This is a genomic window from Bacillus sp. RIT 809 (genome assembly GCF_016892495.1).
Classification (GTDB): domain Bacteria; phylum Bacillota; class Bacilli; order Bacillales; family Bacillaceae_G; genus Bacillus_A; species Bacillus_A cereus_U.
This window is the reverse complement of record NZ_JAFEMR010000018.1, coordinates 62,237-75,803: the sequence shown is the minus strand read 5'-3', so window position 1 is coordinate 75,803 and position 13,567 is coordinate 62,237. Positions and strand designations below refer to the sequence as shown.

Sequence of the window (13,567 nt, the reverse complement as noted above, 5' to 3'; positions counted from 1 at the left end):
TTAGCTTGTATCACGACCAGTTATAAAAACAACTTTTATATGGTTAGATATAAATATGTAATGGGCAATAATAACTTCTAAATTTTTTTATACTTAATTTTTACTTCTTTGACCGTGTCTACTAGTTGTTATTGATTAATCCTTTTACTATATTGTAGGTTTACTTTGAAAGAATTTGCAATGGAATCGTAATTTGTAACTAACGGGCAAGATGTTTTTATGAATTCATGATTACTAGATTCAGTTATTTTTTATTGCATTATACTTCTTAGGGACTATATATTAAGCTAGGGAGTGGGGATGTTTGAATATTGAGCCTCTTATGTTATCGAGCAAAGAAGTATATGTATTAACTGGTATATTTGATTATGAAACAATGATTGGAATTGAGAATCCATTTGAAAATTGGTTAGACGAAGAAATAGGTAAAGAATTAGATATAATGTATGACCACTGGAGGGAAAAAGAGTTACTCATAATAAAAGAAGATGAAATATTTTGTGATCAACAACTTGTAGAATATTTTAGTATTTGTCTAACTACAGGTTTTGTTATTGAAGTACAGATAAACAAAAACAACACCACAGAAAAGAACGTCTTTTATTTTACTGATAAAAAAGTTATACATAACACAATAACAGATGTTAATGGTGAAAAACAATGTAGATTTAGAGAGTGTGGAATACCTGAGGTAGCATGGCAATTTATATATCAAGCATTGCAGTCCAAAAATACTTTTTCACGTTCGAATTATACATTTAAACTTCCTTGTTCCGTCTATGAAAAAGATCTTTTAAATCAACCAAAAAATAATTTATCGGAATTATTGGGATATTATCTGGATGATGATGATGCTAAAGAATTAGCGAATATTATATGTGACCGTGAATAATTAAATACAGTTAAGGCTCATTATTATATAAAGGATTCATGGTATACGGACAGTATTCAGTTTGTGTATAGTCAAAATCAATATTGGCTTATCCAAAAAATACTAGACAGTGGACAAAAGCAAACGGATATTATTTGTCTAGATATCTTTGCAATTATTGAAGAAATAAAAAAATGGTTCTGTACCTTAAATCAATAGGTGGTGAATCAAAATGAGTACCGAAATTAAAGTTACTCCTGCTCTTTTAAGAGATTTGGCTTCCAATATAGATCGTACAGCTCATGAATTATTTGAAAAGCATAAACGTTTGAGTCAACAATTAATGGATCTACCCTTTCAAGTATCTGGAAGAGATGCTGTATTGAATCAGGCTTTATATGCAGGCTCAATGTTAGAGGTCACAACGAATGATTTAAAAGATCATAGTAAATCATTAAGAAATATTGCTGATCGTTTTGAGAAAACTGATCAGCAAGAAGTTTCATTAGGAGATTGGAAAATAGATAGTGTTGACTTATTAAGTCCTTTTGGGGGAGGTGTTGATGAATGGAAAGAAAATCCTATGGGAGCCGGGTTAACAGCATTTGGGACCTTTAAAGATGGTCAAGAGGCATACAAAATTGCTCAAAGGCACAACCAGGGTTTTCGGGCTTCCCCATATACAAATAATCAGGGGAAACCTATGGTACGATTTGAAAACCGTACACTTATTAAAGACAAAGATGGTAATAATGTTATTAGAAGAACAAAGCTTCCATTAGGTGAAGCTAAAAAAATTGACGAAGTACAACGTTATCTGTTAAAACCAGGTGCATTGTTAAAAGAATCATTATCGTTAAAAAATAATGCATTAGGATATATAAGTACCGGTTTAGATATTTTTAAAGATACAAAAGAAAATTTGGAAAGTAATGCAAGTAGTAGCAAAATTGCAGGAGACATTGTTGGTGATATAGCGGTTGGAGTAGGTTCTACTGCTGCTAGTACTTGGGCTGGTGCTGCAGTCGGTACAGCAATTGGAGGACCAATTGGAACTGTGATTGGGGCTGGTGTTGGTTTTACTGCTTCTGTAGTATCTAGTATAATAACGGATGGAATTAAGTTCGATAAAGGGGATTGGAATAATGATGGTGAAAAAGATTCTATAAAAGACCGAATTAAATCTGGAATAGGCTCTGCTTTAGATAAAATTTTTTAATTTTCTATGAGGTGCATAATGGATAAATATAACTTTAAAAACATAGATGATGGCATACGAATATTACTACCATTTGATATAAGAAATATTGTCGGAGCCTTTGTATGGTTTATTATGAATTTTTTGTTATTAATTGTAATTTTTATATTTCCACCAATATACAATGTGTATTTTTACTTGGCGCTTCCATTTTTTGTGGTATGTAATTTGTGGGGGATTTGGATTTTTATTAACAAACCTAGGCAGCCTCAATTGCAACATTTACTATATTCTGGATTTGTTGGAACTAGTATTTCATTTTGTAGTTTTATAGGTGTTCAAAAAATAGCTTACGAGTTAGTAGGATTAGAATCACCTTTATTTTTCATTTTATCATTTATAGTATACTGTCTAGTTGTTTATAAATCCGTACAATTGTGGATTAAATATTTTACAGCTCGCTTAATGGGTATAAATGATCAGAAGGTGAAATTTTCAAAAATCGGTGTTTTTTCAGGTGTAGGCTACATTGTTGGTCAAATCAGTATAGGAATTTTAAGTCAAGATTCTCTAGCGATTTTGCTAATTATCTTACTGTCATTTTTCTCGGTTATTTTCTTGTTTGCGAGTGTCCATGTTTACTTTTATTTTGATTTTAAAAAACACTTTATTATTACAGGACATTCAAAAATGACACAGGCTCAACAAAAATCGAATCTTACAAGAAAGGAAAGAAGAAGGAAATGAATTCACATCTTCTACCTATAGGCTCTATTGTAATCTTAAAAGAAGGAACAAAAAACTCATGATTTATGGACGTAAACAGCAAGTAGAAACAGATAAGGTGAAAAAATTTGACTATATGGGATGTTTTTACCCAGAGGGCTATATTAGCCCTGATTTTACTTATTTATTTAACCATGACGATATTCAAGAAGTTGTATCAGGTGGATATAAAGATGAGGAAGAAAGAGCTTTTCAACAAAATATATTGTCTAAAGTGGAGTAAGAAATATTACATAGAAAAAGCTGCTTATGTGAGCAGCTTTTTCTATGCAATTAAGTATGTTAGTGGTTGTATTTTTATGTTTAGATGTGACTAAAATAAAAACTTGAAATATTCGGCTTTGATGTAGGATACCGTCATTATACAAGTTTGTCTTTTTAATCGTCCTATAATACAATTATAGTAGCAAACTAACGTTCGTTATGTAAGTGAAAGGTGGGGTTACATGTCACTTCGATTTGTGATTGGTAGAGCTGGAAGTGGAAAAAGTACACTTTGTTTACACGAAGTGCAAGAAGAGTTAAAGCAGCGCCCAAGAGGGAAAACAATATTATATCTTGTGCCAGAACAGATGACATTCCAAACGCAGCAGGCGTTAATTGGGAGCGAAGATGTAAGAGGTTCTATTCGGGCACAAGTTTTTAGTTTTTCACGATTAGCGTGGAAGGTGCTGCAAGAAGTTGGTGGAGCGAGTCGTCTTCATATTGATGAAGCTGGTGTACATATGTTGCTTCGTAAAATTGTAGAATCTCGTAAAGATGGACTATCTGTGTTTCAAAAAGCAGCGGAGCAAAATGGCTTCTTTGAACATCTTGGTAGTATGATTGCGGAGTTTAAACGTTACAATGTGACGCCGTCTAACGTATATGAAATGTGGCAACAATTAGATACGCATAGCAGTAGTGCAGAGCAAAAGCTACTAGCGAATAAAGTGTATGATTTACAGTTATTATATGATGATTTTGAACGTGCTTTAATCGGAAAGTATTTAGATTCAGAAGACTACTTACAATTATTAATTGAGAAGCTTTCAGACTCTGAGTATGTAAAAGGCGCGGAAATTTATATAGATGGATTCCATTCATTTTCTCCTCAAGAGCTAGAAATTGTTAGAGGGCTAATGAGATTAGGGACTAGAGTAACAATAACATTAACGATAGATGAAAAAACGTTAGCGCAGCCAGTGAATGAACTGGATTTATTTTATGAAACGACGTTAACGTATGAAAGAATAAAACAAGTAGCGCGTGAAGAGAAAATAGAGGTTGAAAAAACAATTCCACTTATGAAACAGCCGCGTTTTCATTCGCAAGCATTGGCACATTTAGAAATGCATTACGAAGCGCGTCCAAATGAAAAGTTTCACGGTGAAGCGAGTGTGACAATTAGTACAGCAGCTAATTTACGAGCTGAAGTAGAAGGTGTTGCTCGTGAAATTCGAAGACTTGTGGCGAATGAAGAATATCGTTACCGAGATATCGCAGTCCTTCTTCGTAACGGAGAAAGTTATTACGATGTAATGCGAACGTTATTTACGGATTATAATATCCCGCATTTCATCGATGAAAAACGCCCGATGTCACATCATCCGCTAGTAGAATGTATTCGTTCGGCTTTAGAGATTATTAGCGGAAATTGGCGTTATGATGCAGTGTTCCGCTGTGTGAAAACAGAACTTTTATATCCACTAGACGTAAGAAAAGAAGCGATGCGCGAAGAGATGGATGAGTTCGAAAACTACTGTTTAGCGTACGGTGTACAAGGGAAGAGATGGACTTCTGAAGATCCGTGGATGTATCGTCGTTATCGTTCTCTTGATGATGCGAGCGAAATGATAACAGACAGTGAGCGTGAAATGGAAGCGAGAATAAATCGACTTCGCGACGTTGTAAGAACGCCAGTTATTCGTATGCAGAAAAGACTGAAGCGTGCTGGAACAGTTATGCAAATGTGCGAAGCGGTATATTTATTTTTAGAGGAGCTTGACGTTCCGAAAAAACTAGAAGCATTACGTATTCGTGCAGAAGAAAGCGGAGATTTCTTATTTGCGACAGACCATGAGCAAGTATGGGAAGAAGTGATGAGCCTTCTTGATACGTTCGTTGAGATGCTTGGCGAAGAGAAGATGTCCCTGTCTATGTTTACTGATGTAATGACGACAGGTCTTGAGGCACTTCAATTTGCGAACATTCCGCCGTCACTAGATCAAGTGTTAGTTGCTAATATTGATCATTCTAGATTATCAGATATTAAAGCGACGTTCATTATTGGCGTAAATGAAGGCGTGATTCCAGCAGCACCTATGGATGAAGGTATGCTTTCTGATGAGGAAAGAAATGTTCTCACCGCTGCAGGTATCGAATTAGCACCAACGACGAGACAAACTTTATTAGAAGAACAGTTCGTTATGTATCAAATGGTGACGAGAGCATCTGAGAAGTTATACATTTCCTGTCCGCTTGCGGATGAAGAAGGAAAGACGTTACTTGCTTCTAGTTTTATTAAGAAAATAAAAAGAATGTTCCCTGATGTGAAAGAATCGTTTATTACGAATGATGTAAATGACTTATCGCGTTCGGAACAAATCTCATATGTAGCAACGCCAGAAGTAACTTTGTCTTACGTCATGCAGCAACTGCAAACGTGGAAGCGTTACGGATTTGAAGGCAATTTAGACTTTTGGTGGGACGTATATAACTTCTACGTTACTTCAGATGAATGGAAGCAAAAAAGTAGCCGCGTGTTATCGAGTTTATTCTACCGAAATCGTGCACAGAAACTAAGCACAGATGTAAGTAGGGATTTATATGGAGATACAATTAAGGGAAGCGTTTCTCGTATGGAACTATTTAATCGCTGTGCGTACGCTCATTTTGCTCAGCACGGTTTATCGCTAAGAGAGCGTGATATTTTCAAACTTGATGCGCCAGATATCGGTGAACTATTCCATGCGGCGCTGAAGAGAATTGCAGACAAGCTATTACGTGAAAATCGTACTTGGGCAGATTTATCAATAAAAGAGTGTGAGCACCTTTCTGCTTTAGTAATAGAAGAAATTGCACCATTATTACAAAGACAAATTTTATTAAGTTCAAACCGTCATTTCTATTTAAAACAAAAACTACAACAAATCATTTTCCGTACATCACTTATTCTTCGTGAACATGCGAAGTCGAGTGGCTTTGTACCAGTTGATTTAGAAGTACCGTTCGGTATGGGTGGTACTGGATCACTTCCGCCAATGGAATTTGCGTTGCCAAATGGTGTGAAGATGGAAGTAGTTGGCCGTATTGACCGTGTTGATAAGGCGGAAGATGAGAGTGGTACGTTCCTTCGTATTATTGATTATAAATCGAGTTCGAAAGCGTTAGATTTAACAGAAGTGTATTACGGACTCGCACTTCAAATGTTAACGTATTTAGATGTTGTTACTTCAAATGCACATACGTGGATGAAAAAGGGCAGTACTGCATCACCGGCGGGTGTATTGTATTTCCATATTCATAACCCGATTGTTGAGATGAAAGGCGATGCATCTGAAGAAGAAATTGAGAAAGAAATTTTAAAGAAATTTAAAATGAAAGGGCTCGTACTAGGAGATGCTGACGTTGTGCGTTTGATGGATAATAAACTTTCAACAGGAAGCTCTGATATTATTTCTGCTGGTTTGAAAAAAGATGGTAGTTTTAGTGCGCGTTCTAGCATTGCAAGTGAACAAGAGTTTAACGTACTTCAAAAATATGTGCACCACTCTTTTGAAAATATCGGAAAAGACATTACAGAAGGTGTTATCGATATTGCTCCTTACAAAAAGGGGAATAAAGCGGCATGTACGTTCTGTAACTTCAAATCTGTTTGTCAATTTGATGAATCACTTGAAGATAATCAATTCCGTACGTTAAAAGATATGAAAGATAGCGAAGCGATGGAGAAAATTAGAGAGGAGGTTGGCGGAGAATGATAGAAAATTGGCCTCAGAAACCAGAAGGTAGTCAGTGGACAGATGACCAGTGGAAAGCGGTTGTAGCGAACGGACGTGATATTTTAGTCGCAGCGGCAGCTGGGTCAGGGAAAACAGCGGTATTAGTTGAACGTATTATTAAAAAGATTATAAGTGAGGAAAATCCAGTCGATGTCGACCGCCTGCTCGTTGTAACATTTACGAATGCAGCGGCGCAAGAAATGAAAAATCGAATTGGGGAAGCGTTAGAAAAAGTATTAATTGATGGGCCAGGTTCACAGCATATAAGAAAGCAGCTTAGCTTATTAAATAAAGCTTCCATTTCTACCATTCATTCATTTTGTTTACAAGTTATTAGAGGATATTATTACATGCTTGATGTCGATCCTCGTTTTCGTATTGGGAACCAAACAGAAAATGAGTTATTAAAAGAAGAAGTGCTAGATGACATATTAGAAGAAGAATATGGAATCGAAGATAATAGTATTTTCTTTGAATTAGTTGATCGTTATACGAGTGACCGTAGTGACGATGACTTACAACGAATGATTTTAGCGCTTCATACAGAATCAAGAGCGCATCCAAATCCGGAGAAGTGGCTTGATAAATTAGTAGAAGCATACGACGTTGAAGGAAAGACGATTGAAGATTTAGTGTACGCTTCTTACTTATTAGAAGATGTGAAGTTTCAGCTTGAAACAGCGGAAGAGCATATTCGTAAAGCGACTGAACTCGCAATGCTTCCTGATGGTCCAGCGCCTCGCGCCGAAACTTTACAAGCGGATTTAGCTTTACTTGGAACGTTATCAGCAGCAGCTCGCGGGTCGTGGACAAGCGTTTATGAAGCGATGCAAAATGTATCGTGGCAAACGCTAAAGCGTATTAAGAAAAGTGATTACAACGAAGATGTTGTAAAACAAGTGGATTCTCTTCGTAATAAAGCGAAAGATGAAGTAAAGAAATTACAAGAAGAGCTATTTAGCCGCAGACCTGAAAGTTTCTTACGAGATTTTCAAGATATGCATCCTGTATTAGAAAAACTCGTGAAGCTTGTAAAAGTATTTACAGAGCGTTTCCAAGCGATTAAGCGAGATAAAGGAATGGTCGATTTCACAGATTTAGAGCATTTCTGTTTGCAAATTTTAAGTGAGCAAAGTGAAGACGGTGAAATGAAGCCGTCAGCAGTAGCACTTCAATATCGTAATAAATTTGCTGAAGTACTAGTCGATGAATATCAAGATACGAACTTCGTACAGGAATCAATTATTAAATTCGTAACGAAAGATTCCGAGAGTGAAGGAAACTTGTTCATGGTTGGTGACGTAAAACAGTCAATCTATCGTTTCCGACTAGCAGAGCCTGGTTTATTCTTAGGAAAATATAAACGTTTCACACAAGAAGGATTGGGCGGCGGAATGAAGATTGACTTAGCGAAAAACTTCCGTAGCCGTCATGAAGTGCTAGCTGGTACGAACTTTATCTTCAAACAAATTATGGGCGAAGAAGTCGGAGAAATCGATTATGATGCTGACGCTGAATTAAAGCTAGGTGCTAGCTATCCAGAAGGTGAAGATGTAGCGGCAGAACTACTATGCATTCAGCAAACTGAGGAAGAAGTGCAAGACGGTGAAGAAGGTGCAGAAGTAGAAAAAGCGCAGCTTGAAGCTCGTCTTATGGCGCAGCGTATTAAAGCGATGGTTGATTCAGATTATGAAGTGTATGATCGTAAAACTGATAGTATGCGCCCTGTACAATACCGTGATTTCGTTATTTTACTTCGCTCCATGCCATGGGCACCGCAAATTATGGAAGAGTTAAAATTACAAGGAATTCCGGTATATGCTGACCTTGCGACTGGTTACTTTGAAGCGACAGAAGTAAATATTATGATGAACGTATTCCGCGTTATTGATAATCCGATGCAAGATATTCCGCTTGCAGCTGTACTTCGTTCACCGATCGTTGGACTAAATGACGAAGAACTTGCGACGCTTCGTGCTCACGGAAAGAAAGGCTCGTTTTATGAAGTAATGAGCTCATTCTTAAAAGGAGCGCCGCTTGAAGAAGAACAAGAACTGCATGATAAATTAGAGTGGTTTTATAAATTACTGCAAGGATGGCGTGAATTTGCGCGTCAACAATCTCTTTCCGATTTAATTTGGAAAGTGTACGGTGAGACAGGCTATTACGACTTTGTCGGCGGTTTACCAGCCGGAAAGCAAAGGCAGGCAAACTTACGCGTATTATATGACCGCGCGAGACAATATGAAGCAACATCGTTTAGAGGATTATTCCGCTTCTTACGCTTTATTGAGCGTATTTTAGAACGCGGAGATGACATGGGAACGGCGAGAGCTCTTGGTGAACAAGAAGACGTTGTTCGCATTATGACGATTCATAAAAGTAAAGGGCTAGAGTTCCCAGTCGTATTTGTAGCTGGACTTGGTCGCCGTTTTAATACACAAGATTTAATGAAGCGTTTCTTACTTCATAAAGATTTCGGTTTTGGTTCACAATTTATCGATCCTCGTAAACGAATTAAATATACGACATTATCGCAACTAGCGATTAAGCGTAAAATGAAGATGGAATTAATTGCGGAAGAAATGCGCGTATTATACGTAGCGTTAACGCGTGCAAAAGAGAAGTTAATTTTAATTGGAACAGTTAAGGATGCCAATAAAGAAATGGAAAAATGGCTCGATGCAAGAGAGCATAGTGAATGGTTATTACCAGATCATATACGTGCCGGAGCGTCATGTTATTTAGATTGGATTGCACCTTCCTTATATAGACACCGTGATAGTGAAATGCTTCTTGAATTAGGACAAGGAAATATTCCAGTCGAAATTTATGAATATAGTGCTAGCTGGAAAGTAGAAGTTGTTGAAGGAAAAGATCTACTTGCACCAGAACCAGTTCAAGAAGAGAAACAAGAGTTATTAGAAGCGCTTCGCGATAAAAAAGCTGTTCCGTTAGAAAGTGAACGGAAAGAAGAAGTGTACGACAGATTAATGTGGAAATACGGGTATGAGGACGCAACATCTCACCGTGCGAAACAGTCTGTTACAGAAATAAAGAGAAATTATCAATCTGAAGAAGGTAGCGATAACGCCTTTATTAAGAAACTCCGTGCACCAATTAAAACACGTCCGCGCTTTATGGAGAAAAAAGGGCTAACATACGCAGAGCGAGGGACAGCAGTCCATGCCGTTATGCAGCATGTAGATTTGAAGAAACCAATTACGATTGAAGTTCTTCAAGAGCAAATTGCAAGAATGGTAAATAAAGAACTATTAACATTTGAACAAGCTGAAGAAATAGCGATTGAAAAAATAATTTCATTCTTTGACAGTGACTTAGGTAAAAGGGTATTAGCAGCAAAAAGTGTTGAACGTGAAGTACCATTTACGATGATGCTTTCAGCAGAAGAAGCATATCAAGATTGGCAAGGGAAGAAAGGCGAATCGATACTTGTCCAAGGGGTTATCGACTGCATGATTGAAGAGGAAGACGGAATTACTTTAATCGACTTTAAGACAGATACGATTGAAGGGAAGTTCCCAGGCGGATTTGATCAAGCGAAACCAACTTTAGAAGACCGATACAAAGTGCAGCTTTCACTATATGCAAAAGCACTCGAGAAAAGCTTAAAACATCCTGTGAAAGAGAAATGTTTATACTTCTTTGATGGGAATCATGTTGTAAATATTGAGGAATAGAGCTTAGAGAGGGGTTATGGAGTATGGCGACGTTAAGAACTTGTGATCAAGGACACGAGTACTACAAAAGTAGCGATTGTCCAACTTGCCCAACCTGTGAGAAAGAGAGAAAGCCAAAAGAAGGCTTTCTTTCTCTTCTTTCAGCACCAGCAAGACGAGCGTTAGAGCACCATGGAATTCATACTTTAGAAGAACTTTCAAAGTATAGTGAAAAAGAAATTTTAAAACTGCACGGTATAGGGCCAGCATCTTTACCTAAATTGAGAACGGCTTTAGAGAATAAGGGATTATCATTTAAATAAAGAAAAACTAATCATTAGTGGGGAGTTGCACCTTCACTAATGATTAGTTTATATAATCGGTATTAATAAGCTCGATAAACGCGTATAACGAAATCCCATTTTGAAAATCGTAAATCGATGGACAAAACGCTTTAAAAGATGAATTTATGAAGTGTAGAGAACTTGATAAAGAAGATAAGCGAATTGATTGTTAATATTAAGGAAGGAAGTGCAACACGATGGATTTTGAAACAGTAATGCAAGAGCTTGAAACTCTCGGTAAGGAACGAACTAAAAAAATATACATATCTAATGGTGCAAAGGATCCACTTTTTGGCGTAGCTACAGGTGCTATGAAACCAATCGCAAAGAAAATAAAAATAAATCAAAGTTTAGCTGAAGAGCTGTATGCCACAGGTAACTACGATGCAATGTACTTTGCAGGCATTATTGCAGACCCAAAAACTATGAATGAATCGGATTTTGATCGTTGGATGGATGGGGCGTACTTTTATATGCTGTCCGATTATGTGGTGGCAGTAACTTTATCAGAATCAGATTTTGCACAAGACGTTGCTGATAAATGGATTGCAAGTGGTGACGAACTAAGAATGTCAGCGGGCTGGAGTTGCTACTGCTGGCTTTTAGGGAATCGAAAAGACAATGAATTTTCCGAAGGTAAGATTGCCAATATGCTAGAAGTTGTGAAAAATACAATTCACGATGCGCCAGAACGAACGAAATCCGCTATGAATAATTTTCTAAATACTGTGGGGATTTCATATGTGCCACTACATGAAAAGGCAGTTGAAACCGCAAAGGAAGTAGGCATAGTAGAACTAAAACGGGGCAACAAGAAAAGCAGTTTTCTAAATGCTTACGAAAGTATTCATAAAGAACTTGATAGAGGAAGACTGGGATTCAAACGTAAATATGTAAGATGTTAAAAAACAGAAGGAAAAGCATTAGCTCTATACAAGAAGAGCTAATGCTTTTTTTACGCTGTTCCAATTTGATCTTGGTCTGCAACATCCGAATCGAATGTATTTGTTGCACTAACGCCGCTAAAAGTGTTAACGACAAATCCGACATTGGAAGCCCCAGACCCGTTATAAGCTTTCGTATTTTCTTTCGGAGACACGTTATAAAAATCTCCTAAGTTGAAAGAGCCGTTACTGTTTTGAACGACAAGATTTCCTACAACCGAAGGCATACCATCCACCTACTTTGCTAAGCTTTTTAATTACTATATGAATTATTTAGAGGAAGGTTCATCAGTAATAAATTGGCGGATTTGTAGCGTACGAGAATTATTAAAAACATAGTCAACATTGCCGATTTGGAAGCACGCGGAATTTAAAATTGTTCGCAAGTGAACATCATTTACTTCAATAAAAGGGCACTCATTTACAATATTCATTTTTACATCTGTTGTTCGCTTTGGAATTGTAATGTATTCATCTGTAAAGATTTCAAACGCATCAAAACGACCTTCACCTTTTATATAACAAGGGATTTCTCGGTGAACGATAAGTGCTCTATTTTTTAATTCTATTTGATTAGCATCCCCGACCTGGAAGACGGCTGCAACACCCATAGAAACGATAGAAACATTTTGTACAATTGAAGTATGACGGAGCATAATTTTTCCTCTCCTCAACCTGGAGTCGGAGGGACATCTGTTACTAATGGTACAAATGGCCCCTCTGTAACGGATTCGAATGGCGTATCAAGAATAGAAGAAAGGATGAGAAGGTTAGCATCTCCAATTAAAAATAATGCGGAAGAAGAAACCCCGTTCATTTTAATCTGTCCTACTTTTAACTCACGGTTCACAACATTTAAATTCATACATACTTACTCCTTTCGGAAATTGCCCGGTATGTGTTGAATAAAGGAAAGGAAGGCTTTGTCAATATCTTGTTTCATCGCTTGAATAATGACGTCTCGTAAATAATCGGGATCTGTGGAAATACCCTCATACGATTGAACTTGTGACAAATAATACGGAAGTCTATGTTCCATCTGTTTTTTTATGTCATCCACCATCATTTGTCGATACATCTCATCAAGCGGCGTTCTCTCTTCTTGTTCAAAATGGAGAATTCGACTATATGCTTCTTCATCTAAATAGCGATGCATTTCTTGAAGGATACCTTGATAAAAGTCTGGATTTATTTCTGTTTCAGGATTTACTTTTAGTGTTTCTGTATCTACTTGAAAATCTTCAATTTGTTGCTCTTTTGTTGAAAATGGATTCAAGCCAATATTTAAAGTGCCGTTTAAATTTTCTACTTTTAATTGATCGAATTTATATTCCACTTTTCCTATAGAAGAGGAGGGACGACTTTTTAATTCATTAAGCTCTTCTTGTAGTAGGCGAACTTGCTCTTCAAGGTTTAGAATAGTTTGCTGCTGTATTTGGAGAGCTTGCTGAAGTTGGTGTAGGTAAGTGTATATATCTTGATTCATTTTGTGAAACCTCCTTTTCAATAGGGAGGGTATATTAATGCTATATATTTATGATAAGGATGGTCTAAGAAGAACTAGTTGAAGGTTTAATAGAAATAATTTGTCCTTTCGCACTTAAAGGGCGAAGAGGTTCTGTAAATCCGCCAGAATTTGAGAATTTAGAAAGAGCCTTAATACTACCTGCAGTTCCAATTTGAAAAACGGAAGAGGTCGTAATGCTATCGATTCTAATGCTGTTAATGATGATACTTTGGTTCACATAAAAATTCAATGCA

At 36.9% G+C, this 13,567-nt stretch carries 12 protein-coding genes and 1 pseudogene; 8 read left to right on the top strand and 5 right to left on the bottom strand.

Going from position 1 to position 13,567, the window contains the following annotated elements:
- Nucleotides 1–304: 304 nt before the first annotated feature.
- The 8 genes and pseudogenes from JTF23_RS19320 (at nucleotide 305) to JTF23_RS19285 (ending at nucleotide 11,767) form a co-directional block, all read left to right on the top strand.
- Nucleotides 305–892, top strand: coding sequence for a hypothetical protein (locus JTF23_RS19320; RefSeq protein WP_234813916.1), 588 nt, complete (start codon nucleotides 305–307; stop codon nucleotides 890–892).
- A gap of 211 nt (nucleotides 893–1,103) precedes the next feature.
- Complete coding sequence (locus JTF23_RS19315) at nucleotides 1,104–2,090, top strand: WXG100 family type VII secretion target (protein ID WP_088077966.1); 987 nt, start codon at nucleotides 1,104–1,106, stop codon at nucleotides 2,088–2,090.
- 18 nt (nucleotides 2,091–2,108) lie between these two features.
- Nucleotides 2,109–2,816 (top strand): hypothetical protein, encoded by a 708-nt coding sequence (locus JTF23_RS19310; protein WP_002158921.1) that lies wholly within the window; start codon nucleotides 2,109–2,111, stop codon nucleotides 2,814–2,816.
- A pseudogene (locus JTF23_RS19305) lies at nucleotides 2,813–3,078 on the top strand (DUF4176 domain-containing protein). Before JTF23_RS19310 ends, JTF23_RS19305 begins: the two are co-directional and overlap by 4 nt.
- A gap of 223 nt (nucleotides 3,079–3,301) precedes the next feature.
- Nucleotides 3,302–6,817: a helicase-exonuclease AddAB subunit AddB gene (gene addB / locus JTF23_RS19300; protein WP_204209400.1), complete on the top strand. Its 3,516-nt coding sequence runs from the start codon at nucleotides 3,302–3,304 to the stop codon at nucleotides 6,815–6,817.
- Entirely contained in the window at nucleotides 6,814–10,539 is a 3,726-nt protein-coding gene (gene addA / locus JTF23_RS19295; protein WP_204209399.1) for a helicase-exonuclease AddAB subunit AddA, read from the top strand. Before addB ends, addA begins: the two co-directional genes overlap by 4 nt.
- 23 nt (nucleotides 10,540–10,562) lie before the next feature.
- The gene (locus JTF23_RS19290) at nucleotides 10,563–10,841 is read left to right on the top strand and encodes an RNA polymerase alpha subunit C-terminal domain-containing protein (RefSeq protein WP_002158917.1); all 279 of its coding nucleotides are present in this window, start codon (nucleotides 10,563–10,565) and stop codon (nucleotides 10,839–10,841) included.
- 218 nt (nucleotides 10,842–11,059) lie between these two features.
- Nucleotides 11,060–11,767: a DNA alkylation repair protein gene (locus JTF23_RS19285; protein ID WP_070128092.1), complete on the top strand. Its 708-nt coding sequence runs from the start codon at nucleotides 11,060–11,062 to the stop codon at nucleotides 11,765–11,767.
- Nucleotides 11,768–11,817: 50 nt separating this feature from the next.
- On the opposite strand, the gene gerPF is transcribed toward JTF23_RS19285, so the two are convergent.
- From gerPF to gerPB, 5 genes are all read right to left on the bottom strand, one after another.
- Complete coding sequence (gerPF, locus tag JTF23_RS19280; RefSeq protein ID WP_001141570.1) at nucleotides 11,818–12,033, bottom strand: spore germination protein GerPF; 216 nt, start codon at nucleotides 12,031–12,033, stop codon at nucleotides 11,818–11,820.
- Between the two features lie 42 nt (nucleotides 12,034–12,075).
- A complete protein-coding gene (locus JTF23_RS19275; RefSeq protein ID WP_002140807.1) occupies nucleotides 12,076–12,462 on the bottom strand; it encodes a spore germination protein GerPE in 387 nt (128 codons plus the stop codon).
- A gap of 14 nt (nucleotides 12,463–12,476) precedes the next feature.
- Complete coding sequence (gerPD, locus tag JTF23_RS19270) at nucleotides 12,477–12,671, bottom strand: spore germination protein GerPD (protein WP_001052805.1); 195 nt, start codon at nucleotides 12,669–12,671, stop codon at nucleotides 12,477–12,479.
- A 6-nt stretch (nucleotides 12,672–12,677) separates the two neighbouring features.
- A complete protein-coding gene (gerPC, locus tag JTF23_RS19265) occupies nucleotides 12,678–13,292 on the bottom strand; it encodes a spore germination protein GerPC (protein WP_002158914.1) in 615 nt (204 codons plus the stop codon).
- Between the two features lie 64 nt (nucleotides 13,293–13,356).
- Nucleotides 13,357–13,563 (bottom strand): spore germination protein GerPB, encoded by a 207-nt coding sequence (gerPB, locus tag JTF23_RS19260; RefSeq protein ID WP_002201409.1) that lies wholly within the window; start codon nucleotides 13,561–13,563, stop codon nucleotides 13,357–13,359.
- Nucleotides 13,564–13,567: the final 4 nt, after the last annotated feature.

Coding starts and splice junctions, on each gene's coding strand:
- JTF23_RS19285 (WP_070128092.1), top strand. CDS start 11,060: ATGGATTTTGAAACAGTAATGCAAGAGCTTGAAACTCTCGGTAAGGAA.
- addB (WP_204209400.1), top strand. CDS start 3,302: ATGTCACTTCGATTTGTGATTGGTAGAGCTGGAAGTGGAAAAAGTACA.
- gerPF (WP_001141570.1), bottom strand. CDS start 12,033: ATGCCTTCGGTTGTAGGAAATCTTGTCGTTCAAAACAGTAACGGCTCT.
- gerPC (WP_002158914.1), bottom strand. CDS start 13,292: ATGAATCAAGATATATACACTTACCTACACCAACTTCAGCAAGCTCTC.
- JTF23_RS19310 (WP_002158921.1), top strand. CDS start 2,109: ATGGATAAATATAACTTTAAAAACATAGATGATGGCATACGAATATTA.
- gerPD (WP_001052805.1), bottom strand. CDS start 12,671: ATGAATTTAAATGTTGTGAACCGTGAGTTAAAAGTAGGACAGATTAAA.
- addA (WP_204209399.1), top strand. CDS start 6,814: ATGATAGAAAATTGGCCTCAGAAACCAGAAGGTAGTCAGTGGACAGAT.
- JTF23_RS19275 (WP_002140807.1), bottom strand. CDS start 12,462: ATGCTCCGTCATACTTCAATTGTACAAAATGTTTCTATCGTTTCTATG.
- JTF23_RS19290 (WP_002158917.1), top strand. CDS start 10,563: ATGGCGACGTTAAGAACTTGTGATCAAGGACACGAGTACTACAAAAGT.
- JTF23_RS19315 (WP_088077966.1), top strand. CDS start 1,104: ATGAGTACCGAAATTAAAGTTACTCCTGCTCTTTTAAGAGATTTGGCT.